The 24,981-nt window shown below is 28.0% G+C and carries 21 protein-coding genes; 2 read left to right on the forward strand and 19 right to left on the reverse strand.

Features of this window, described 5'->3' with window-relative positions; genetic code table 11:
- Positions 1-588 precede the first annotated feature (588 nt).
- The 9 genes from dnaK to gpr all read right to left on the reverse strand — a co-directional run bounded on the left by dnaK (position 589) and on the right by gpr (position 11,612).
- Complete coding sequence (gene dnaK / locus LLF98_RS05455) at positions 589-2,436, reverse strand: molecular chaperone DnaK (RefSeq protein WP_291701644.1); 1,848 nt, start codon at positions 2,434-2,436, stop codon at positions 589-591.
- A gap of 102 nt (positions 2,437-2,538) precedes the next feature.
- Positions 2,539-3,159 (reverse strand): nucleotide exchange factor GrpE, encoded by a 621-nt coding sequence (gene grpE, locus LLF98_RS05460; protein ID WP_291701646.1) that lies wholly within the window; start codon positions 3,157-3,159, stop codon positions 2,539-2,541.
- Between the two features lie 37 nt (positions 3,160-3,196).
- The gene (gene hrcA / locus LLF98_RS05465) at positions 3,197-4,228 is read right to left on the reverse strand and encodes a heat-inducible transcriptional repressor HrcA (RefSeq protein ID WP_291701647.1); all 1,032 of its coding nucleotides are present in this window, start codon (positions 4,226-4,228) and stop codon (positions 3,197-3,199) included.
- Between the two features lie 240 nt (positions 4,229-4,468).
- A complete protein-coding gene (gene hemW / locus LLF98_RS05470) occupies positions 4,469-5,596 on the reverse strand; it encodes a radical SAM family heme chaperone HemW (protein ID WP_291701649.1) in 1,128 nt (375 codons plus the stop codon).
- Between the two features lie 95 nt (positions 5,597-5,691).
- Entirely contained in the window at positions 5,692-6,132 is a 441-nt protein-coding gene (locus LLF98_RS05475; RefSeq protein ID WP_291701651.1) for a hypothetical protein, read from the reverse strand.
- A gap of 174 nt (positions 6,133-6,306) precedes the next feature.
- Entirely contained in the window at positions 6,307-8,112 is a 1,806-nt protein-coding gene (lepA, locus tag LLF98_RS05480) for a translation elongation factor 4 (protein ID WP_291701653.1), read from the reverse strand.
- A 270-nt stretch (positions 8,113-8,382) separates the two neighbouring features.
- A complete protein-coding gene (locus LLF98_RS05485; RefSeq protein WP_291701654.1) occupies positions 8,383-8,712 on the reverse strand; it encodes a hypothetical protein in 330 nt (109 codons plus the stop codon).
- Between the two features lie 366 nt (positions 8,713-9,078).
- Complete coding sequence (locus LLF98_RS05490; protein WP_291701975.1) at positions 9,079-10,137, reverse strand: stage II sporulation protein P; 1,059 nt, start codon at positions 10,135-10,137, stop codon at positions 9,079-9,081.
- Positions 10,138-10,628: 491 nt separating this feature from the next.
- A complete protein-coding gene (gene gpr, locus LLF98_RS05495; protein ID WP_291701656.1) occupies positions 10,629-11,612 on the reverse strand; it encodes a GPR endopeptidase in 984 nt (327 codons plus the stop codon).
- Between the two features lie 172 nt (positions 11,613-11,784).
- Between gpr and rpsT the strand changes: the two genes are divergently transcribed.
- A complete protein-coding gene (gene rpsT / locus LLF98_RS05500; protein WP_291701659.1) occupies positions 11,785-12,048 on the forward strand; it encodes a 30S ribosomal protein S20 in 264 nt (87 codons plus the stop codon).
- A 102-nt stretch (positions 12,049-12,150) separates the two neighbouring features.
- On the opposite strand, the gene holA is transcribed toward rpsT, so the two are convergent.
- From holA to LLF98_RS05550, 10 genes are all read right to left on the reverse strand, one after another.
- The gene (gene holA, locus LLF98_RS05505; protein WP_291701661.1) at positions 12,151-13,185 is read right to left on the reverse strand and encodes a DNA polymerase III subunit delta; all 1,035 of its coding nucleotides are present in this window, start codon (positions 13,183-13,185) and stop codon (positions 12,151-12,153) included.
- Positions 13,186-13,208: 23 nt separating this feature from the next.
- A complete protein-coding gene (locus LLF98_RS05510; RefSeq protein WP_291701663.1) occupies positions 13,209-14,909 on the reverse strand; it encodes a ComEC/Rec2 family competence protein in 1,701 nt (566 codons plus the stop codon).
- Positions 14,910-14,913: 4 nt separating this feature from the next.
- Positions 14,914-17,433 (reverse strand): cation-transporting P-type ATPase, encoded by a 2,520-nt coding sequence (locus LLF98_RS05515; RefSeq protein WP_291701665.1) that lies wholly within the window; start codon positions 17,431-17,433, stop codon positions 14,914-14,916.
- A 269-nt stretch (positions 17,434-17,702) separates the two neighbouring features.
- Positions 17,703-18,059 carry a stage V sporulation protein AE gene (gene spoVAE / locus LLF98_RS05520; protein WP_291701667.1) on the reverse strand — a complete coding sequence of 119 codons (357 nt, stop codon included), beginning with the start codon at positions 18,057-18,059 and terminating at the stop codon, positions 17,703-17,705.
- A gap of 90 nt (positions 18,060-18,149) precedes the next feature.
- Positions 18,150-19,169: a stage V sporulation protein AD gene (gene spoVAD / locus LLF98_RS05525; RefSeq protein ID WP_291701669.1), complete on the reverse strand. Its 1,020-nt coding sequence runs from the start codon at positions 19,167-19,169 to the stop codon at positions 18,150-18,152.
- A 23-nt stretch (positions 19,170-19,192) separates the two neighbouring features.
- Positions 19,193-19,663, reverse strand: coding sequence for a stage V sporulation protein AC (spoVAC, locus tag LLF98_RS05530; protein ID WP_291701671.1), 471 nt, complete (start codon positions 19,661-19,663; stop codon positions 19,193-19,195).
- Positions 19,664-19,831: 168 nt separating this feature from the next.
- Positions 19,832-20,584, reverse strand: coding sequence for an RNA polymerase sporulation sigma factor SigF (sigF, locus tag LLF98_RS05535; protein WP_291701673.1), 753 nt, complete (start codon positions 20,582-20,584; stop codon positions 19,832-19,834).
- A 9-nt stretch (positions 20,585-20,593) separates the two neighbouring features.
- On the reverse strand, positions 20,594-21,025 hold the full coding sequence (gene spoIIAB, locus LLF98_RS05540) for an anti-sigma F factor (protein ID WP_291701675.1): 432 nt from the start codon (positions 21,023-21,025) through the stop codon (positions 20,594-20,596).
- Between the two features lie 14 nt (positions 21,026-21,039).
- A complete protein-coding gene (spoIIAA, locus tag LLF98_RS05545) occupies positions 21,040-21,375 on the reverse strand; it encodes an anti-sigma F factor antagonist (RefSeq protein ID WP_291701676.1) in 336 nt (111 codons plus the stop codon).
- A gap of 425 nt (positions 21,376-21,800) precedes the next feature.
- Complete coding sequence (locus LLF98_RS05550) at positions 21,801-24,107, reverse strand: AAA family ATPase (protein ID WP_291701678.1); 2,307 nt, start codon at positions 24,105-24,107, stop codon at positions 21,801-21,803.
- Between the two features lie 434 nt (positions 24,108-24,541).
- On the opposite strand from LLF98_RS05550, the gene LLF98_RS05555 reads away from it, so the two are divergent.
- On the forward strand, positions 24,542-24,970 hold the full coding sequence (locus tag LLF98_RS05555; protein WP_291701680.1) for a hypothetical protein: 429 nt from the start codon (positions 24,542-24,544) through the stop codon (positions 24,968-24,970).
- Positions 24,971-24,981 lie beyond the last annotated feature (11 nt).

The raw sequence follows: 24,981 nt of genomic DNA on the forward strand, positions 1-24,981 counted from the left end.
TTTATTTACTAAAAACTCTCAAAAATTGAGAGGATATGTCTCGAAAATCAATTTTTTCGAGTCAATCGAAAATCTGCGATTTTCGTGCCAAAAAAACTGTCAAAATTTATAATTTTGACGCCGTAGGAAACCCTCGAAATCTATGATTTCGGGGCAACAAATCAAAGATTTGTTTGTTTAATTCCCCCGGCCCCGAACATGAAATGTTCGTGGGCGATAAACACTGTCAAACACTTTGTGTTTGACGCAGCGAAAACGGAGTTTTCACAAGCTATCGAAATCTACGATTTCGATGTTTGCGAAACTCTGTTCCGCAACTGCAAAAATCTTTGATTTTTGCTTGCATCGAAAATTTACAATTTTCGAATGCTTCGTGTTTGTCAGCTTTGTTTTTTTTAGGTTGAGGAAATTCTCAAAATTCTATGAATTTCCGAACCACAAAAAAACTTTGTTTTTTTGAGGCTTTAAAAATAGAAGGAGGATTTTTCCCCAATCTTTTTATCTTATTTATCTATAAGATTTTTCATATTTATATTTATAAGAAGTAGTAAACTACTCCTTTAAATTTCAATATTTTAAAGATGAAGTTTATTTTTTAACTTCATAATCTGCATCAACGGCGTCATCATCTCCGCCTTGCTGGCTTCCTTGAGCACCCTGTGCATCTTGCCCTGCCTGTTGCTGGGCTTGTTGAGCCTGCTGTGCTTCCTGGTAGATTTTAGCACCTACTTCTTGAACTACTTTAGTTAACTCTTCAGTTTTGCTTTTAATTGCAGAAATATCGTCTCCGCCAATTAAATCCCTGAGTTCTTTAACTAAAGCTTCTATTTTCTCTTTCTGGTCCTTATCTACTTTTTCGCCGAGTTCTTCGAGAGTTTTTTCTGAAGTGTAGATCATGGAGTCTGCATCATTTCTGACCTGAATTTCTTCCTGTCTCTTCTTATCTTCTTCAGCGTGCATTTCAGCGTCTTTAATTTTCTGGTCGATTTCATCCTGTGATAATTTGGTTGAAGCAGTTATTGTTATGGCCTGCTCTTTACCAGTTCCCATATCTTTAGCTGAAACGTTCATGATACCGTTTGCGTCTATATCAAATGTTACTTCGATTTGAGGAATTCCTCTTGGTGCTGGAGCTATTCCTGAAAGTGTGAATTGTCCTAATGACTTATTATCCATAGCCATTTGTCTTTCACCTTGAACTACATTTATTTCAACTGATGTTTGGCTATCTGCTGCAGTTGAGAATACTTGGCTCTTCTTTGTTGGAATAGTTGTATTTCTTTCGATTAATGGAGTAGCGATTCCACCTGCTGTTTCAATTCCAAGTGTTAATGGAGTAACATCAAGTAATACTACATCTTTAACTTCTCCGGTTAATACACCTGCTTGAATAGCTGCACCAACTGCAACGCATTCGTCTGGATTAACTCCCTTAGATGGTTCTTTTCCTGTAAAGTTTTTAACTGCTTCTACTACTGCTGGAATTCTTGTTGAACCACCAACTAAGATTATTTTTTCAATATCACTTAATGAAAGTTTAGCATCAGCTAATGCTTTTTTCATTGGCTCAATTGATCTTTGAACTAAATCATGAGTAATTTCGTTAAATTTAGCTCTAGTTAAAGTTAAATCTATATGCTTTGGACCTGTTGCATCAGCTGTAATAAATGGTAAATTAATACTTGTTTGCATTGATGCTGATAATTCGATCTTTGCTTTTTCAGCAGCTTCTTTTAATCTTTGAAGTGCCATTTTATCTTGCATTAAATCAATTCCATTTTCAGCTTTAAATGTATCTGCAATATAGTGCATGATCTTTTCATCAAAGTCATCTCCACCAAGTTTTGTATCTCCATTCGTTGATAATACTTCGAATACTCCATCTCCTAAATCTAGAATAGATACGTCGAAAGTACCACCACCTAAGTCATAAACTAAGATTTTGTGATTATTGTCTGTTTTATCTAAGCCATAAGCTAGCGATGCTGCTGTTGGTTCATTTATTATTCTTAAAACTTCAAGACCTGCAATTTTTCCTGCATCTTTAGTCGCTTGTCTTTGGCTATCATTAAAGTAAGCTGGTACAGTAATAACTGCTTGAGTTACTGTTTCACCTAAATAAGCTTCTGCATCTGCTTTAATTTTTTGAAGTACCATAGCTGAAATTTCTTGTGGTGAATATTGTTTTCCATCTATATCAACTTTGAATCCTGTTCCCATATGTCTCTTTATTGAGATAATTGTTTTATCTGGATTTGTTATTGATTGTCTCTTTGCAACTTGACCAACTAATCTTTCTCCATTTGCTTGAAATGATACTACTGATGGAGTAGTTCTAGATCCCTCTGCATTTGCAATAACAGTTGGTTCTCCACCTTCCATAACTGCTACACATGAATTTGTAGTTCCTAAATCAATTCCTATAATCTTTCCCATTTTATATTCCTCCTAAAACTTTATTCGTTTATTTTTAATTTCAATTTTGCATTTATATATTTTAAATTTATATTTTAGCTATAAATTCTAAAATTAAATTTTTTAATTAGCTACTTTAACCATTGTATGTCTTATTATTTTGTCATCCTTTTTATATCCTTTTTGGAACACTTCTGCTATTACATTTGTGCCTAAGTTTTCATCGTCTACATGCATTACTGCATTGTGAACATTAGGATCAAATTCTCCTGAAGTATCTATTTCTTCAACTCCAAGCTTTGTAAATGAATCTTGACAACCTTTTATTGTCATTTCAATTCCTTTTTTCAAGTCTTCTATGCTTCCATCAGCTACAACAGCTCTTTCTAAATTATCAAGAATTGGAACAATTTCTTTTAATACATCTACATATGCATCACTATATATTCCTTCTTTTTCTTTAGTAGTTCTTTTTCTATAATTGTCATATTCAGCTGTTAATCTTAAAAGTCTATCTTTAGTCATATCTAATTCTTCTTGTAATTTCTTATTTTCCTCTTTTTGTTTTTTTACTATATTTAATTCATCGTCTTCTGTAGTCTCTTGATTTTCAGAAACTCCATCACATGTTTCACTAGATTCCTCATTTTCTATTTGGCCATTATTTGTAGTTTCTTTTTCATTTTCTTTAGTTTCTGTCTCATTTTTAAGTTCTTCATTTTTTATATCTTTCTTTTCTTTCATAGCTCTAAAAACACACCTCTTCTCTTCAAATTAACATCTATATTTTTTGATTATTTAACATATTATTAAGTTCTTTTATGACTTCAGACATAATTGTTATTACCTTTGAATAATTAATTCTTCTAGGCCCAATTAATCCAATTTTGCCAATTGGTCTATCTCTAAAAGAATATTCAGCAGATATTATACTACATTCCTTAGCTTGTTGTTTATAATTCTCATCACCTATACTAATTGTGATATTCTCTTGTGGATTGAATAAATCCATTAAAGATTCTTTATCGTTAAAAAGTGATAATATTTCTTTAGCTTTATCAATATCATTATATTCTGCATAATTGAATATATTTGTTGTCCCATCCATAAATACTTCTGATGAATCTGATACATTTAATGTCTCATATAAAACAGGTAAAATTGCATTAAATATTTCTTCATATTCCCCTAAATCTTTTTTAAGATTATTAATTACTTCTAGATTAATTTCTTCTATGGAAAGATTTACTAATCTATTATTAATAACTTGATTTATTCGCATTAAAGTTTCAATTGGTGGAACTCTGCTATTTAATTTCATTATGTGATTTTTTATAAGTCCAGTATCTGTTAAAAAAACGGATATTAAATTATAATCATCAATCTTAATAAGCTGAATTGATTTAACAAAGCTCTTTTTAACTGATGGAGATTCAATCACACAGGTCAGTTTAGTAAGCTCTGATAATAATGCACTAGTTTGTTTTACAATTTTATCTACTTCAAGCATTGCAGAATCAATTATATATTGCTTGATTTTCAAATCTTCCTCAACTGTTAGCCTTTGATTATCCATAAGTTTATCAACATATAATCTATATCCCTTACTAGAAGGAATTCTGCCTGCAGAAGCATGAGGTTGTTCTAAGTATCCCATATCTTCAAGATCGGCCATTTCATTTCTTATAGTTGCAGAGCCGATACCCAAGTTATAGTTTTTAGCAATTGTTCTTGACCCTACAGGATCTCCTGTACGAATATAGTCATTGATAATAGCTTGAAGTATTTTTATTTTTCTGTCCTCAATACTCATAACTTCACCTCTTTTTGTTAGCACTCATTAACCTCGAGTGCTAATGACTATGTTTTTAATATATTATTTATGATGTTTTTTGTCAATTCCATTTCTATTTATTATAGCTTTCTACAGTTCAAAATAAATTAATCTTATTAATTTATCTCATTATTTCTGCTGTTTACTTTGATTTCCTATGTTATTTATTTTTATATGTAAATTTTAAATATTTATTATAATCTTTTTAATATATATTTCCTATGACAATATAAAATCACTCATCACATAATTAGATATTTCCATGCCTCTAGAACTTAAGAATAGTTTCTCCGAATTACAAATTAATAATTCCCTTTTTATATTTTTTTCAATTATATCGCCATAGACTTCATAAATATCTTTATTAAATCTTTTCTTAAATTCATTTATTTTTATTCCTTCAATCATTCTAAGTCCCATAAAAATAAATTCTTCCATATCATCGCTTATATCATTTACATGAATTTGTTCTATTACATTTTCATCTTCATTTATCTTTTTTATATACTCTTCAATATCATCTATATTCTTAATCCGCTTTTCATCTATAAATGAGCTAGCTGACACACCTAATCCTAAGTATTCATTACATTTCCAATAAACTTTATTATGAAAACACTCTTTACCTACCTTTGCAAAATTAGATATTTCATATTGATGATAACCATATTTATTTAGAATCTCCTTTGTAGCTAAATACATAAATCTTTCTTTATCTTCTTCCGGCAAATTCAATTTATCTTGTTCATATAAATTGTAAAAATGTGTTCCTTCCTCAATTATCAAGCTGTATGCCGATATATGATTTGGTTCAAGCTTTGCTATCTCCTCTAAAGATTGTTTCCAATCTTCAAAATTTTGATTTGGCAATCCAAACATTAAATCCACATTTATGTTGTCAAAGCCTATATCTCTAGCTAAAAAATAATTGTTTTTAAATTCTTCATAATTATGTATTCTTCCAATTTCTTTTAAAATGGAATTTTTTGTAGCTTGTAGCCCTATGCTAATCCTATTTACATTATATTTTTTCATAACATCAAGCTTTTTTTTATTTAATGTTCCAGGGTTACATTCTACTGTAAATTCTAAATTTTCTTTTAATTTCAAATTATTTAAAGTAACTAACAAGCTTTGTAAATTTGAGTCCGTTAAGTAAGAAGGTGTACCCCCACCAATAAATATACTATTTATACTATATTTTTCAGCCTTTTGTAATATTTCTTTATTTAACGCATCTATATATTCATTCATGAACTTTTCTTTTCCCGAAAAAGATGGAAAATCACAATAAAGACATTTTTGCTTACAAAATGGAATATGTATATATAAAGATATCTCCTTCATATAATCCTCCTCTAATTTTTTTAATATCAGAAAAAATACTTGCAGTAATATTTAATCATTAAATTTACTGCAAGTATCTTTTATATTACAAATTCTTATGCTAATAGTTTTTCTGCTTGTTCTTTTAGTAAAATAATTTTGCTTTCTGCATCTACAACAGAAAAACCATATACATCTACAAAATTATAGAAATAATTGGCAAAAGATATTCTTTTATTACGTTTTATATCTAAATTTTTACCTATTTCCTCCAAAAAATCAACTTCTTTTTCATCGTATTCCCCATCAATAAGTGCAAGACCTATTAATTCAAAATAAATAATATTCTTGTTTCTTTCAGAAGAATTTTTTAAAGTTTCATATACAGAATTTAAATTTATGTCTGATATTTCATTTTCTTTTATATTTAGTTCCTCTAGATAATCATTATAAAGATTCTTTTCTTCTTTTGCGAAAGTATTATCTGAATTTACAAGATCTCTAACCAATTGCATAAAAGCAATTCCTTCACTTTTACTTAATTCATTTAAAAACATTTAAACCCCTCCTAAATTTCTCCCAATAAAAATTATTTGTATAATACTAATTATTATACAAATAATTCCTTAAAAATAATATACTTTTATTTTATACATTTATTAATTTTTTATTATACTTCTTAGAAATTTAGGGATATGAGATAAAATAACAAGTCAAAGATGCTATGTATATTAATCTACTTTTAAGATTGCCATAAATGCTTCTTGTGGAACTTCAACTGATCCAACCTGTCTCATTCTCTTTTTTCCTTCCTTTTGCTTTTCAAGCAATTTCTTCTTTCTAGAAATATCTCCACCATAACATTTAGCTAATACATCTTTTCTCATAGCCTTTACAGTTTCTCTTGCTATAATCTTACCTCCAATTGCTGCTTGAATTGGAACTTCAAACATTTGTCTTGGAATTGCTTCTTTTAATTTTTCAGCTATTCCTCTTCCTTTATGATATGCCCTTTCCTCTGGAACTATCATTGATAGTGCATCAACTATATCTCCATTTAATAATATATCTAACTTAACTAGCTTAGTTCTAATATATCCTTTTAATTCATAATCTAAAGATGCATATCCTTTAGTTCTAGATTTTAAGGTGTCAAAGAAATCATATATTATTTCATTTAGTGGAATATCATATTTTACAACTGCTCTAGTTTCTTCTACATATTCCATATCAATATATACGCCTCTTCTGTCTTGACATAATTCCATAACTGATCCAACATAATCTTTCGGAGTAATTATAGATGCCTTAACCACAGGTTCTTCCATATAATCCACTTCAGTTAAAGGTGGTAAATTAGTTGGATTTGTTATTTCTAATATTTCATCATCTGTTTTGATTATTTTATATATAACTGATGGTGCAGTTGTAATTATGTCTAAATTAAACTCTCTTTCAACTCTTTCTTGAATTATTTCCATATGTAATAATCCTAAGAATCCACATCTAAATCCAAATCCTAAGGCCATCGATGTTTCTGGTTCAAAGTTTAATGCTGCATCATTTATTTGCAATTTTTCTAGAGCTTCTCTTAATTCATCATACTTTGCTCCATCTACTGGAAATATTCCTGAATAAACCATTGGTATAGCAGGTTTATAACCTGCAAGTGCCTTTTCTGTTGGTCTATTAGCTTCTGTTATAGTATCTCCAACTCTAGCATCTCTAACATTTTTAATTGATGCTGTTACATAACCAACATCTCCTGCTCTTAATTCATCAATTGGAAGTACTCCTGGAGTAAATACTCCTACTTCAGTAACCTCATAGGATTTATTAGTTGCCATAAGCTTAATTTTGCTTCCAATTTTTATTTTTCCATCCATTACTCTTACTATACACACAACGCCCTTATAGCTATCATAATATGAATCAAAAATTAATGACTTTAAAGGTGCTTCTTCGTCCCCATCTGGTGACGGTATATTCTTAACAACATATTCTAACACATCGCCTATATTAAGCCCTGTTTTAGCAGATATCATAGGTGCTTCTGATGCATCTATTCCTATTACATCTTCAATTTCTTTTTTAATTTCTTCTGGTCTGGCAGATGGCAAATCAATCTTATTTATTACTGGTGCAATTTCCAAATTATTATCTAATGCTAAATAGCAATTAGCTAAAGTTTGAGCTTGAACACCTTGTGTTGCATCAACAACCAATATAGCACCTTCACAGGCTGCTAAACTTCTTGACACTTCATAATTAAAATCTACATGTCCTGGAGTATCAATTAAATTAAGAATATATTCTTCACCATTATCTCTTTTATATATAAGTCTCGCTGCTTGAGACTTTATTGTGATTCCTCTTTCTTTTTCTATATCCATATTATCTAGAACTTGTTCTTCCATTTCCCTTTTAGTTAATGTCCCTGTAGTTTCAAGTAATCTATCAGCAAGGGTTGACTTACCATGATCAATATGTGCTACTATTGAAAAATTTCTGATATGTTCTTGTCTTTCACTTTTCATACGCATAACTGCCTTTTCGAACTTGAGGCAGTTCCTTCACCCCCGTTATAATTAAATCAGCTAAATTATAACATACATCCATTTAAAAAGGCTATAAGAAAATCTGCTTCATAAACTTTTCAATGCACAATTATGGATGAAATTACTTTGTAATTTCTTCATGTTATAATTTCTGGGTTGTGTTTCACGTTTTTTTATCTTTTAAATGATCTTGATTACGCTTAATAAGTTTTTAATGTTCTTTGCACTTTTTCAGTTGTGCGTGCTTTTTTATCTGTGTATGTTTTTTATCATTTCTTCTATTTTATTTATGAACACAGATTCATTTTTTATTTTAAAATTACTATCTCCTAATCTTACTAATGTGTCGTTTCCTAATTCTTTATAAATTTTTAAAAATGAATTATCTTTTATAAAATTCGAAAAATCTTCTCCAAATTTTTCACTTACAAGGTTATAATTTTCAGTTGTATTCCCAAGAGGTGATAATGCTTTAGTATTAATCACATCTACTTTAATAATTCCAGCTAAAACAAAAAATAAAATTAAAAATGCTGGTAATACTTTTTTTAATATGTATCCTTTAAAAATATTCTTCAATAAACAAACACCCATTTCAATAAATTTATATTTTAACTTTCTAATAAAATTCTCTTCAAACTTTTGCTTGAAAAGTTTCACTTTACTTAGATTCTTTCCACATTAAAAAAGTATTATTCATTACTTCACTAATATTATGTTATTGATAGATATACCATAATTAATTTTTTAATCTAATACTGTATTAACTCGAATTTTACAAATAATAATTTAATTGGTTGAACATTTAAGAGAAATGATACTAAGTTTATAAGATATGTTATAGAAATGTAAGATATATAAAGAAAATTCGTATAATGTTCGTTAAGGAATAATAGTAGAGTGTATTAAATTCTTAACTACATTATACGAGAATATCTAGGTTATTTATTTATTTATAATTTCCGCAATTACTCTAGCCATGCATTCTGCTGTAACCTTTGATTCATCTGGAGTATTAGTATGTGAACCTATTTCAAAAAGCAAACATCCATCGCTCTTACTTTGATTAAATGCATTTTTTCCTCTATTATAAGTTAATATTTTTATAGGTAAACTTGGGAACAATTCAGAAGTTTTAGCAAACACCTTATCTGTAAGTTCTTTATTCTTATTATATCTTGTACTATTTTTAGCATTTACAAACATTACTTTCGATGCGCTCATTCCGTAAACTTGCGTTGTAGTCAAGGACTTATTCTCTACTGAATCTCTATGCAAATCTATAATCATTTTAAAATCTCCATATTGCTTTAAATACTTATCAACAGTTTCTCCAGATCTTGTATAACTATCATTATAAGAAATACAATGATCCGTCTTATCGTGTATTACTGAAATACCATAATTCTCTTCAAGTTCCTTAGAAAGAACATCCCCTACCCCAACTACATTTGTATTTTCATCTGAGCTTTCTGGTTCTGCTGCATTATAATTTTCAGTAGTATGACTATGATAAATTAATACTTCTGGCTTTGACTTATTTATTTCTTTTTTTAAACTTGAATCATAAATCTGTGTATTTTTGCTATCATTATTTGTTGGTAATTTAGAAATACTATCTTCACTTACTTGGAATGGATTAAACGTAAAAGTTGATTTAGTGTCATTATCATCTATATTATAAAAAAAACTAATTTCATTTTGTATTATTCCTCTGTAACTAAAATTGTTTAAACCCAATACTTCAACGCAAACATTTTTTATTGAAAGCTTATTTTCAGCATAAGTCCCTTCATCATAAATTTGAGATTGTACTATTGGCATTCCTAAATTTAATAATTGAACATAAGCAAAAGCTCCTCTTTCTTTATTCTCTTTTAAAACATTGCCAAGCCTTATAAATAAGATACTTATAAGCAAAATCAGCACTACTACACCTATATTAATATTAGGTTTTGTTTTCATTTTATTATTGATGTTATATTTATTTCCTCTTCTGCTCATATATATCACCTTAATCCCCCCCTTGTACTTTTTTATCCGATATCTAGCATCCGTAACACTCCAATATATATGAATAGGGAGATAACGGCTGCACGCTCCTGGATAAGTTCTTCTAAACTTCAGGTGAATAAAAATTGTATTCTTATTTAAGAAAACTCTACTTGAAGCTAAGAATCACTATATAATTATATTAATGAATTTACATAATTATTCTGATTAAATTAAGAATTAAAAATACAAAACGACGAAAGTTGCTGCGCCACATTTTTTAATTGAAAAAATAACAAGCCAGCATGCTAGTCTATTTCGTGTGATACTACGTCGGTATATTCACCTAATAGCCTGCTCCTCATCTGACGTAAGGTGAAACTTTACATTCCAGCTGAATCTAGTTGAACCTATCTTAAGACAAAATACACATCGCATCATTGACTTGTTATTTTCTTTCATATGCCTAAATCAATTGTACATTACCTTCACATTCTAGCCATTTATCCCATAAATTTATTAATATCTTCCATATCCATATTAGGTTGCACAGCCATATTTATCCCATTAGCTATTATTTTTGATAAAGAACTAATAACCAAGTCAATATCTTTTGGTGTAACTATCATTTCTGCACTATTTTTTGATAACATTACTTCCTTAATGAGATTCTCTTTTTCATTTTTATCAAGAGATTTTAGCATTTTATAAAAGTCATTCCCATTTGATGAATTGTTTATTAGTGAATCTACAACTAAGTCTATAGTATCATTAGCAATTGTGATTGCATCTACAACTGTTGGTACTCCTATAGCAATGACCTTAACTCCTAAATTTTCTTCATTTATTTGCTTTCTATTATTCCCGACTCCAGCACCTGGTGATATTCCTGTATCTCCAATTTGAATTGTTGTATTTACCCTTTCAACCCTTCTTGCAGCTAATGCATCTATACATATTACTAAATCTGGTTTGATTTTTTCCACAACGCCCTTAATTATTTCCACAGTTTCAATACCTGTAACTCCTAATACTCCCGGAGCAATTGAGCAAACTGGTCTAACAGAGTCATCAATTGCTTCAGGCATGACTGCTTTCAAATGCCTTGTTACCATTATTTTTTCTGTTACTTTGGGACCTAACGCATCTGGAGTTACTTGCCAATTTCCAAGCCCTACAATTAATGCTGTTTTTTCAGTACCAATTTCAATTAATCTTTCTAAAACTTCTGCTACCACCTCCGAAACTCTATCCATAGTTTCTCCATCATAAGCAGTAAATTCAGGAATATTTATAGTTATATAATTCCCTTTTGGCTTTCCAATTTTTTTAGCTCCATCTTCATTTTTTACTTTCACTGTAGTTACTTTAATATCTTTTTCAGTTTCTTCAATAACTTCAATTCCATCTATATCAACCTCATCTTTATGGTTTTCTTTATAGATTTCCCTTGCTTCAAGTACTAGATCAGTTCTAATATTTATCATATAAACACCTCATTATTAATTTAATCAGTCTTATTTTTCCTTTTTCTTTGAATTTAATACTTGAATTACATAACTTCTGATGCTATAATAAGGTTTGTTGAATATGAACTCGTACGCAGATTTCCCCAAAAGCTGCAGAGACCCTATAAAAATTTAAGGGGGTGAATTAAGAATGGCAAATATAAAATCAGCAAAAAAGAGAATCAAAGTTACTGAAACTAAGACTTTAAAGAATAGAATGGTTAAGTCTGCTTTAAAGACTGCAATAAAGAAATTTGAAACTGCTGTAGAAGCTAAGAATATCGAAGAAGCTACAACTTTATATACATCAGTTGTTAAGTCATTAGATATGGCTACTACTAAGGGAGTTGTTCATAAAAATATGGCTGCTAGAAAGAAATCAAGATTAGCTACAAAGTTACACGCTATGGCATAATCTTTAAACCCATCTACCACTAGATGGGTTATTTTTTTGCTGAAATTACAAAAGTGCAAAGCACTTTAATTTTCATTGATTGTGCTTCACAAAATCTGTAGTTTATTTCTTAACTGTAAGAGTATTTATTAGGAGAAATTCCATCTCCATGGTTTTGTCCACTCCTGTGGATTTTAATTTTGTTTCTGTTTTAACACAAAGTTTAATTAATTCCGTTAAATGTTTTTCGGTAAATCTATTGGCTTGAGTTATTAATTTTTCACATACAAACTGTGGTAATCTATATTCTGATATAATATCTTCTAATTTTTTTCCTTTATTAATTTTAATTTTTATTTCATATAATCTTAAAAAGTGTTTTTGAATCGAACTTATTATAAGCATATGTTGGTCTGATTTATATAGAATTTCTTTCATTATATCTATAGCCTTATCAATTTTTCTTGTAGCTATCAATTCTACTAAATCAAAAATATCATCTTCATTGGAATTTGAAATAAGTAAATTAATGTCATCTTTCTTAATTTCTCTACCTTCGCAATAAGATGTAAGCTTATCAGCTTCTCTTTTTATAATATCAAAATTATTTTGCACCTTCTCACAAAAATACATTAATTCAACTCTCCCAATTTGCTTTCCCTTTTCTTTAAATACCTCAGAAACCTTTTTCAAATACTTATCTCTTTTTATCTTATCGCAATATACTATAGGTAAAAACTTACTTAAAGCAGTTAATTTTTTATTTTTATTAGGTCTATCTCTCTTGTCATTTAATAAATAATACATTATTAAAATAGTATATGGAGGTAAATTCGATACATAATTCTTAATATCATTATATATTTTAGTACCTGTTGAATCACTTTTATCCTGCAAAAAGCTTGCTCTATAAACAATCACAACTTTCTTTTCACTAATAAAAGGCATTGTTTCACAAGCATTCATAATGTCATTAAAACTCGTATTCATCCCATCTATTTTGATTAAATTAAGCTCTCTGAATTCTTGTGATACTTCTCTTTTAATAATTAGTTCTATTCCATCTTTAATAAGCCCTTCATCTAATCCACAAAATATATATCCATTCTTTACATTATTTTTTTCAATTTCTTCTTCATAAACTTCATAATTAATCAATTTAATTTTCCTCTCGTATAACTTTATGAACAGGCCTCTATAACTTCACCATCTATTACAAATAGCTTATTAGTAAGTCCATCTTTAAAATTTATTATATCATATTCGGTTAATGCCTTGCCACTTACCATTTTTAATAAATATCTTTCTTTTGAAGTCTCTAAAACATAATTCTTCCCCTGTAATTTAACATTACAAATTCCATCAATATTAATTGATTTTCCATATCTATAAGTTCTTGTTGCCATTGTAGCTTGTGAAAGTCTTTTTAAATCAATTTGATTTTTATTAGCAATAAGCACTCTTTGATTTCCATAGTTAACTAAAATAGCCCCTTCTGTATAATATTTTATATTAAGAATTGGACTATATATTTGAAGTCCAATTACTAATATAGATATAAGCGGCAAATAAATAAACTTTTTATATCCTTTTCTTACGAAATAAAAACTTAACATTAAAAACAAATAGAAAAATACTACATACTCATTTCCATAAAACATTGGTAGCGAAATTTTATCAATAGTATCTAACATCCAATCAAACATTTTTATTATATTTAAATTTAAATAGCTACAAAAATCAAATAATTTAGGAAATACATATGTAAGTGCTAATATATTTCCAGTAATAACTATAAGATCTACAAAGGGAACTAAAAATAAATTACCAATAATGAAATTTACAGAAAAGTCCTTAAATATTAAAATTAAATATGGTATTGTAAAAACTTGAGCACTTAATGTTAAACTTAGTGATTGCCTTAGCTTAACATGCACTTTGTATAGTATATTATTAAATTTCTTATTAAACATTATTATTCCAAGTGTAGCTAAGTAAGACAAATGAAAAGATATGCTGAAAATACTATAAGGCTGATAAATCATTAAAATAATAGCAGAAAGACATAGTGCTGAAATTGAACTATTATTCCTTTTCAATATATGTCCCACTTCTACGCATGAAAGCATTGCGAAAGCTCTTATGCTTGAATAATTATAACCAGTAAATATAACGTATATCATTGTAGCTAAAAGTCCAAACTTACCTCCCATAAAAATTCTTAAAAAGCCATAAACTATAGCTACATGTAATCCTGAAACACTTATGCTATGTATAACTCCAAAATTTTTCATGTCATCCTTATCTTCTTTACCTAAAGAATCAGAATATCCAAAAGCAATTGATGCTATTAACCCTGCTTTTCTTCTGCCTAAGTTTTCTTCTAAATTAGTATATATATTTCTTTTAAAATCATAAAGTTTAGTTATAAAATCTCCATCAATTTTATTTATTACCTGGGGTTCAAATTCTCCAACAATTCCATTACTTTTATCTTGTATATTTTTAACTTTACCTATAACCTTATATTTTTCTCCTACATATAAATTTTTATTATCAGTTTTTAATGTAATATTTTTCCCTTCATAACTTGCTATAATACTATAGTTATTTACCTTTACTATTCTTACTTCACCACTGATTTTATTTTGAATTCTATAATATGAAAAATTCATAAGTATTCCAATAGTAAAAAATGTAATCATAATTAAGGTAAAATTAATTCCACAATAATAAAATATGCACATAAAAAAGGAGGCTACAATAAATATCGTAAGCCCTCTAAATTCTTGATTTATTCCATAAGAAATACAACTAATTGCTAATGTTAAAAAAATATATACTATTGGATTTCCTACTTCCTTTATTTTTTTAGAAAACATCAACTCACCTCATTAATGAGTTTTGCCACTTTCTAGCTAAAATTTCAAAAATGATTAAAAATATTATTGAAACTAATAATTCAATTATAATTATATCTCTAGGTAATATATTATTAATTAATATAACACAAACTACAGCTATAATAATTATTAAAAATGATACTATTCCCATAATTAATTCCTTAGATGATTTTCGTATTGAAACATTACTATTAAACAAGGTGAACAATAGAATTCCCATTGATAGAATAGTTAACGGTATTAATGTTGCTTCCTTACCATTAACCTTATAAATTGAAATCATAGTAATTATACTTAATAATGAAGCTCTAGTTATCACTTCATTATTACTAACATCTCGTCCACTTTTCAACAAAATTATTAAAGATAATGGAATAAATAAAATTCCATTTACAAATAAGATGTTCCAAAAATCTATGCTTTCAGTTTGTCCCATTATAAGACAACCTAGTAAAACTAAAAGTTCTGAAAGAATAGTCATAAAATATATTTTAAAACCTCTATCTATATTCTTATTAAATATTCTTGCAAAATCTCTTATTTTGAAAAATCCATCTAAATAATTTTCTTGAATATAAACATCGCATAATCTTTTTACCATTACAGATGCCTTTCCCTTACCTATTCCAACATTAGATAAATTAAGGCCTGGCAAATCTCTTAAAGTTTCTCCTGTAGTTGCAACTTTATGGCCATCTCTTATGAATAATGAAACTATTTTTGATTTAATTTCAGGATTTACTCTACAAAATACCCTAACTCTACAAAGCAAATCTTTAAGTTCTTGGTGATTTAAAGAATCTAATTCGATTCCTGCTACTACTTGATTATCATTTCTGATTATATTGGCTCTTTTCGCATTTGTTATAGCACTTAATTTGCTTTCTTCAGTAAATAAGATCGGTACTATTGCTTTATCCTTAATACGTCCTATGCTATTTTCAAGATTTTCTTCAAGAGGATTCTCAAGTCCAATTATCCCCACAAAAACCATATTACTTTCTATGTTCTCATCTCTAGATGGTTCATAGCTAAAGTTTCTATAAGCAAAACCTTCTGTTATTAATCCCTCTATAGATAAATTCATATCTATCTCTTTTATTATAGCTTTATATTCATCTGTAAGCTCTCTCTCAACGCCTTCAAGCATAATATATTTACATTGTTCTAAAACATCATCCACATTTCCTCTAGTATTTGCCCTATATCTTCTATTGAAATTACTTACAACAGTCAAAAACCTTTTATCAGAATCCATAGGTATTTCTAATGTTCTTGAATTTCTACTATCTATTGATGCCTTATAAATTTTCTTTTGAGCCGCATAACTTAAAAAAGCAAGTTCATCTAATTCGCCTTTTCCACTATCATCACTTGCGTTATAAATTGCATTATTACATATTAATGATATTTCCATTATTCTATCAAAAGTTATTTCTTTTAAATACGGATTGCTTGCAGATACAACATTATTATTAATAAATATCTTTTTTACAATCATTTCTTTTTTGCTTATGGCTCCAACCTTATCTAAAAATAAAATATTAATCTCTTTTATTAAATTAAATACTGAGAAATTTATTATTTCAATATTTTCCTTTAAGAAACTTTTAACTACATTTTTTAAAATAAGATTTGCAATTATAGCACATGGAAAACAAGCTAATGCAAATAATGCTGTACATATATAATTATTTTGTACATCTTGTCCTGTATACACAAAGTATGAACCTATAACTACAATTCCTAGAAAATATATTAATAAATATTTTTCTAAAATCTTTGATATCATTGTCCCAAAATTATGTTTCCTATTACTTGCATACGTAAGCATTGCAAGAACTCTTCCTAATTGTGTAAAGTTTCCAGTTGCAATAACTATTCCTAAACCATCACCAGATTTTATTACAGAACCTTTAAATAATATATTCTTCATATCTGCAAGTGACGAAATATTTCCCACTATTTTACTTTCAAATTTTTCTTTATAGAAATTTTCTCCTGTTATACTCTTTTCATCTACCTTTATATCCTTAGCACTTATTATTCTTAAATCTGCTGGTATAACAGAATCCCTCTTAAACTTAACTATATCTCCCATTACTAATTCTTCAGACTTAATAATTTTGCATACTCTATCTCTAATAACTACTGTATCTGCAGAATTTAATCTTTCTAAAACTCCAATTTCTTTATCTCTTTTTGTAGTATGAATTATCATTATTGTTAAATTTGATATTAACATTAATGCTGCTATTCCACCAAATAAATAAAACCTAAATACAAATAATATTATTGTAATTATTATATATATAATTATAGCTTTTTGTTTTACCCCATTAAATATATGCTTATAAAGTCCATTTCCACTTGGCAAATCAATTTTATTTGTACCATATTTCAATCTTATTGCTTCACAATCATTTTCACTAATTCCATTTTGAATATTACTATTTAATTGTTCAACTATTTGAGCCCAGGAATTAATACAATACTTTTCCAAAAGAACCCCACCATTCTAAATCTCTTTATTATATTTTTCTTTAATCATTATACTGTAATTTATCATTTTATATAGTTATATTTATCTCATAGTATAATTATAATTGCTAATACAACAAAAGGCAAAGTTTTAATATAATATGATTTTTTCAATAAATTCTTGTTTCTGCTTAATGCTACATTGCCCTATATGTTAATTTTAACTCAAGTTAGTACTTTCTTCATTAAAATGCCTGATTTTTTACTTATTTTAATTAAAAATATATATTACTATTTTTTTGTTTTGGGATTAAATATAAGTGCCATTAAATATCCAAAGAATATTGATGCTGTAATTCCTGCTGCGGCTCCTTTAATACCACCTGTAAATGCTCCTAATAATCCAATTTCTTTTACTTCCTTTATTGCAGCCTTAGATAAAGCATTTCCAAAGCTTGGCAACGGAACTGTAGCCCCAGCTCCACCAATATCAACTAATTTATCATACCATCCAAAAGCTCCTACTATTGCTCCAAGTACAACAAATACAACTAATATTCTTCCTGGTGTTAATTTGGTAACATCTATTAATATTTGACCTATAACACAAATCATGCCTCCAACTATAAATGCACTTATATAATCCATTTAAACATACCTTCCTTTCTATTAACATTATCTTTATAGAATTAATAATTTTTTATCTTGAATATTTTTCACACATTTTCCATTCTAAATTTACTTCATTTCAATAGCAACTGCATGCGCTATTCCTGGAATTGTTTCCCCTTGAAGTGAAGATGTTGTACTCATAAGTGCACCTGTTGAAACCAACAATAATTTCTTTATTTCTTTTTTCATAAGTTTCTTATATAAATATCCTGTAAATACAACTGCTGAACATCCACATCCACTTCCTCCAGATTCAGTTTTTTGTTTTTCCTTATCAAAGATAATCTCACCGCAATCTATATGTTGCTTCCTAATATCATAACCAAATTCTTGTATTAATTTATCAGCAAGTTCTCTTCCTATTACCCCCAAATCCCCAGTTGCTATTACATCATAATCACTTGGTTTTCTTCCCGTATCTTTAAAATGATTTACTATTGTATCAACAGCTGCTGGTGCCATGGCAGCTCCCATGTTATTAGCATCTTTCTGCCCAAAATCTTTTACCTTTCCAGTTGTTACATGAGTTACTTCTGGATAATTTCCCTCATATCCTAAAATCAATGCTCCCGACCCTGTTACTGTCCATTGAGCTGTCTGTGCTCTTTGAGAACCATATTCAAGCGGAAATCTAAATTGCCTTTCTGCTGAGCTAAAGTGAGAAGAAGTTGTTGCAATTACATGCTTAGCAAATCCGCCATCCATTATAATTGCAGCTAAACTTAAAGATTCTGACATGGTAGAACATGCTCCATATAGTCCAAAGAATGGAATACTAAATTCCCTTGCTGCAAAGCTTGATGAAATTATTTGATTTAATAAATCTCCAGAAAACAAATAATCTATATCAGTTTCTTTAAGTTTTGCTTTCTTTAATGTTTTAGTTATAGCTGTAAACATCATTTGACTCTCTGCTTTTTCATAACTATCTTTTCCCAATGTATCATCATTTAAGACTTCATCAAAATATCCGCTCAAAGGTCCTTGACCTTCCTTAGGTCCTACTATAGAATGTACTGCTATTATTTTAGGCGGATTATCAAACTTTACTGTTTGATTACCCATTTTTTTATTATGCATTTTCATATTATCCACTCCTTCTACAATCTTTAACTGAATAATGTGATTATATAATGAACTATGCCTATAATTACAGAAGTCCCAATACCATATACTAAAACTGGACCTGCAATTGTAAACATCTTTGCTGCAACTCCAAATATAAATCCTTCTTTTTTAAATTCTATTGCAGGAGAAACTACTGCATTTGAGAAGCCTGTTATAGGAACAACTGTACCTGCTCCACCAAATTGAGCTAACTTACCATATATCCCTGTTCCTGTTAACAGTGCCCCTAAAAAAATCATTACAATTGGAATAATATTCGCAACTTGTTCTTTAGGAAATCCATAGTTCGTTGCTATATTATTAATAAGTTGACCTATATCACAAATTAAACCTCCAACTAGAAAAGCCTTCAAACAATTTTGAAATATCTTAGATTTTGGTGTGGCTTCATTTGCCATAGTCTTATACTTTTCTTTAATTTTTGCTTCTTTTATTTCCCTATTGCTACTCAAAATAATCCACTCTCCTTTTTACCTATATATCTATGCTTTACAAAATTATGAAAACTAATCATGTTATTTTCTGGTAACATATATAAAAAAATAGAATGCTATTTGTTCAATTTTCTTAATGAATTTAAACAAATAAACATTCTATTTCTTTATTTTTGTTGTATTTTATTATTCTAATTTTTTTCTCATTTCAGCTAAAACTTTTTTCTCAATTCTAGATACTTGAACTTGGTTTATTCCAAGCATATTAGCCACTTGAACTTGTGTCTTATCTTTAAAATAGCGTAACAATATAATTTGTCTTGCCTTATTATCTAAACTACTTAAAGCTTCTTTAAGAGCTATCTTTTCAATAAGATTTCCATCATCTACACTCTTTTCACTTAATTTATCTATTAAAAGAACTGGTGCTCCATCATCTTGGTGTATTGTATCATATAAATACTGTAAACTATTAGAAGATTCTATTGCAAATAAAATTTCTTCCTTGTTAACATCTGCATACTCTGCAAGTTCTTCTATGGTAGGTGATCTCTTAAGTTTTTTAGTTAAAACTTCTTTGTAGAAATATATTTTTCTGGCTAAGCTTTTAACATTACGACTTACTTTTATCATTCCATCATCTCTTAAGAATCTTTTAATTTCTCCTATAATCATAGGAACTGCATAAGTTGAAAACTTAACATTATAAGTTAAATCAAAATTATTTATAGCTTTAACTAATCCAATTGATCCTATTTGAAATATATCTTCATAATCATATCCTCTATTTAAAAACTTTTTACTTATAGATGATACTAATGGTAAATTCATTTCTATTAATTTATTCATAGCATCAACATCACCATTTCTAGCTAAAGCTATTAGTTCTGGATTCTTGTCATAATTATAATCCTCTCGTTTTAAATCCTCTTTCTCCATATATTTCACCTAACTTACCACGTTGAATTTCTTCTTGATTACCACCTTTGTGCCAATTCCCTTTTCACTTTCGACCTTTAAATCATCCATAAATGTTTCCATTACAGTAAATCCCATACCTGATCTTTCTATATCTGGTCTTGACGTATATAATGGCTGCATAGCTTGCTCTATATCATCAATTCCAATCCCCTCATCAATGATGACTATTATAACTTCATTGTCATTAATTTCTGCTTCAATTCTAATTAATTTATCTTCTTTATTCTCATATCCATGTATTATAGAATTAGTAACTGCTTCAGATACTGCTGTTTTTACATCATTTATTTCATCAATTGTTGGGTCCAATTGAGCAACAAAAGCTGCAACAGCAACTCTTGCAAAACCCTCATTTTGAGATTTGCTTACAAATTCTATGCTCATTTTATTGTCAGACATGATAACCCCTCCATCTAAATGCACCTTACTGCTTCATCTACAGTATTATAATTTTTAATTACCTTATATAAACCTGCCAGTTCAAAGATTCTATTAACATTTTTGTTAGGTTCTGCAATGCAAAGCGCTCCCCCTTTATTGGATAGCTTCTTATATCTACCTAGCACTGCTCCAATTCCTGAACTATCCATAAAAGTAACTCCTGAAAAATTTAAAATTACCTTTTCTATATTATCCCTATCAATTCTATCATCAATCTTTACTCTAACCTCCTCGGCACTATTATGATCTAGTTCTCCACTAAGAGTAGTAATTAGAATATTTTCCTGCTTTTCAAATTTTAAATACATATTAATTAAGAATATCTCAAATTAAATTTTAAAATATAATATATCTTCAAATTTACAACTGATAATGTTTTATTGATGACAGTTAGAGTAGATTATTAATTGCAACATATATATTATAAATTAAACTTATATATCTTGGTGTTGAGATATCTTGATTTCACCTCCTTCTTTACCTTCGCTTAATCCTTTTACCATATTTTAACATGGTTTTTTATTTAACGTCAAACTATTTATTCAAGTTTTTTTCTATTTCATAGTGTTTTAATCATTAATTTCTAGAATAATTATATAATTATCATCATATCTTTAATTCTAGAAAATGAAAGATACCTTTGTTTGATTTTTATAAATCTACCAAACAAAGATATCTTCTATTTTTCTTCACTTTAGGCATATTCCATTTATTTGCAATCAAGTTATATATTTTATTTTTTCTTTTTTCCACCTTTATATTTCAAAATTTCATTTTCTATTTCTTTAAAAAAACTATTTACAGATTCACCTTGATCAAGAATCAATACCTCAATAGCATCTTCTAAAGTTTCCATAGTATAAATATGAAATTTTTTCTTTCTAATATCCTCTTCAACTTCACTTCTCAATATTAATTCATCAACATTTGTACTTGGAATTAAAACACCCTTACCATTTATTTTATCTATAATACTACAAACCCTATGAAAACCTTCAATTTTTTCATTAACACCACCAATTGCTTGAATTTCTCCAAACTGATTTATAGATCCAGTTACTGCAATATTTTGTCTTATCCCTCGTTTGCTTAATGCTGATAAAGTGCAAATTATCTCTGCAACAGATGCACTATCACCTTCAATCATCCCATAGGTTTGTTCGAAGCTTAATTGAAAATCTACAGGTAATTTTTCATATGGACTTATTAAATCACTTAAAAGTCCTCGAAGTATACTAATTGATTTTTCATGAATGTTCCCACTCATTTTACATTCCTTATGAATATCAATTATTCTACCCTCTCCTATATGAGATAAACATGTCACTCTCATAGGCTTACCAAAACTATAGCATCCGTTTCCAACTACAGCAAGTGCATTAATTATTCCAACTTTTTTTCCACTTGTAGTAATTAATGTCTTTTTATTTTTATAGTTATCCATTATATCCTCTAAAATTTTTTCATCTTCATAAGCAACATCTATTATATCTTGCCTTTCTATATTTTTTCTATTATCCTCTTTTGCATTGTTATTTGCTAAATATAATAATTTATTTATATAGTAATCATCTATAGAAAGCTTATTTCTTTGGCCTGTAACTCTAACTAAATATTTAATCATTTCATTAATTGCATCATCAGTTATATTTAATAAATTGTCTTTTCTTATTTTCTCATTAATCATTTCCAAAATATAATTTCTATTAGTATCACAATATTTCAATTCAATATCTGCATCAATTCTAAGTGGAAATATTCTTTTAAAATCCTCATCATTATCATATAATATTTGAAAACTTTCATAATCTCCTATTAAAATAACCTTTACACTAATAGGAATAGATTCTGGTTTTAGCCCCGCAATAGAAAGTACTTCTAAATAGCTTTTCGTATAATTATAATTTGCTTTTCCATGAATCAATGTCTTTTTTAAATAATAATAACTTAACCCACTACTTATTAAAGAAGATAATCTTAGTATTAAACAGCCTTCATTAGCTCTTAATAAACTTCCTGCACTAATTAAAGAAACATCTGTACTATATCCACCATTATTATTCCTGTATTCAATATTTCCAATTAAATTTCCAATAGTAGGGTCATCTTCATATATGACATTCGGGTGACTTTCTTTAGAATTATCAACAATCACATTCACATTATATTTAGAAAATATATTTTTTATAGATTCCTCATCATCTTCTAAATTTATTGTATAACATTCAACTATTGTTTCCTCAAAATCATCATACATTTGAATCAAATATTTATAAGCCTCATCTTGAGATATAAACTGAAGTAATAAATCATCTTTATCTTTCTGCATATTGTTTTTTATATATTCTCTATAAAGCTTCTTAAGTTTTTCAATTGATTTTATTTCAATATTTTTTAATGTTTCTAAGATAGATTCTGCTTCTTTTTTTAGCTTTGATGCTTGCTTTTCAATGGTTTCTTGAGTGAGATTTTCTAATTTATCATATTCATTTTGAGTCATCTCATCTCCTTCATCTTTTAACGGAATAAAAACAAATCCACCACTAGTTGCTTTAACATCAAAATTTTTAGTCTTTGCTGAATCCATAAGCTTAGTTATATAATCATTCCTTTTTTCGCTTATCTCTTCAATTACATCTTCTTTTTCATCATCTGAAGAACTACTGTAAAAGTCCATTATACATTCAAAATATTTTTCTTTAATATCTTCAATCATTTCTTTTAATAAATTGCCCTTACCATTTGGTAAAAATAAAGGAATAGGATTTAATTGATCTTGTTCTGTCACATAACAAATATCCTTAGGTGGAGGAAGTTTTTCATATATATTCTTAACATGTTCCACTAAACTTTCTAATTTTTCTTTTGAAAATGAATCTACATAATATATATTGTATCCGTCCTTTTGAATGCTCAAACTCTTTTTTATTTTATTTAAAGTAGATGTAGTTTCGAGTATTCTATTAATATTATTTTTCTTAACAGTATCTGTACAAGATGCACAAAAAATAATTTCACTTGGAGTTAATTCTTTTTTCATATTTTATCCTACTTTGAAGTTATTATTGGGTAATCTAAGGCACATGGAAAAAATAACATTCCAAAGCAGACTCCTCCCTAAATTTATAGTATATAATATTAATATTCTTAAAATACCAAAATAGATATACTTTTCTAAATTTTTCTGATTATAAAGTAATATGCTTAAAAATATTTATTTAATGCAACGAATATTCTTAAGCATAAAAAAATAAAAACATATAAAAATTTATTATAAGATATCCAATAGATAAAATTAATTCAACTTCTTTATAGATTATTTAACTACTTTAGACATACGAAACCTTAGGTTTACTATACCATATGTAATGAATCAAAAATATTACCTATTAATTCATTACATATGGTATAATGATAAAGTATTATTAGTACAATAGCGTTATTAACGATATTTTATGTAAGGGAGCAATTATTATGGGTTTTAAAGAAAAATTAAGCGGTAAATTTAGTAACTATTTTCAAAGTGCTTATATGAAAAAATACGGAGACAGAATTACAAGTATATCTGGAACTGTTTTATCTGTAAAGCTTATTGAAAAGAGTTATATTATCTTCAATAGATTAATGGTTGAAATGGTTATTAAGCCTGAAGTTGGCAAGACAATTGTTAAGTGTTGGTACAAAAAAAATAGATGGTTTAAAAAACCTGAATTCATTTCTGTAAAACAAGGAAATAAAGTTATTATTATGGGTGTTACAGGAGAAAAGAATAGCAAGAAGGAAAATTCACAACAAGTACAAATTATGAATGTGCTAAACCTTACAACAAAAAAGGATTTAGTACCAATAGATCACAGTCAACTAAAAAAATCACGCCAACAACAAATGAACATGAGAAGATAGTACTTAAAATT

The organism is Clostridium sp. (genome assembly GCF_021372645.1).
Lineage (GTDB): Bacteria > Bacillota > Clostridia > Clostridiales > Clostridiaceae > Clostridium.